The 814-nt window shown below is 42.6% G+C and carries 1 protein-coding gene; it reads right to left on the bottom strand.

Annotated features, from left to right (window positions below; all coding sequences use genetic code 11):
• Positions 1 to 163: 163 nt before the first annotated feature.
• On the bottom strand, positions 164 to 814 hold a 651-nt coding region (locus L1D31_RS22460; protein ID WP_239839147.1), incomplete at its 5' end, for a hypothetical protein.

Consider the following 814-nt stretch of genomic DNA (forward strand, 5'->3'; position numbering starts at 1 on the left):
GTTAAACTCAAATGAGCTTGTTTGTTGTGTATTCTGATGATGGCGCTTTTTCATTAGGATAAATCCTCTTCCCCATAAGGGCTGTATGTTTTCATCAATGCTTGGCGGGATTCACCTTCTTGAGTTTTTGATAGTTCAGCGACTACACTATGCGTACTGTTACCTATAAAAAACTGAGATCGCTTCCGAGGTCTGGTAATTGTACTGAAGGATAGAATTTCCTAGGCTTATAAGTTATTTCCTCCCAAAATGCCGGCAAAATTGAAAAGGCCTCAAATGAGTTTTTTACAACCTTCCCTTTACTTAAGTCATGATCAAATGATGTAAAAACTGAACCAGAAAATGCTTTCACCGGGATTTCTGAACTATTAGCGATAGTTTGTCCAAGGCCACTCTCCGCCGAACAACAGATTAATAACCTCATATTGGCATAGTATTTTCTTTCCGTTAGAGGATGCACAACATTTTCATAGAATTCGTCAGGAGTGTACTTCACACCATTAATACTTACGGCATGATGTGGCTGGGCGGTCCCATGAGCAACAATATTTAATCTAGGCTGACTCTTATAAGTGTCAGTAAAGTAATGCATTGGTTCGGGGGGTGAGACGTGTCCATAATTAGTACGTGCCCCTCCTTGGGGACGTATTCTAGAATCAGTGGACTTAATTTTACCCACTCCAATTCCTGCCGATGTACTCGCTACGCCTATCGCAGCACCAACAGCCGCCATCTGCAAAGACTTCTCGACACTGTTGCCCATCGCAACATTAATACCAAACTCCGCTCCCGCTGAGACTACCGTGTCTATCGC

Origin of the sequence: Vibrio sp. Isolate23 (genome assembly GCF_022398095.1) — a bacterium.
In the GTDB taxonomy this organism is placed as follows: domain Bacteria; phylum Pseudomonadota; class Gammaproteobacteria; order Enterobacterales; family Vibrionaceae; genus Vibrio; species Vibrio coralliilyticus_A.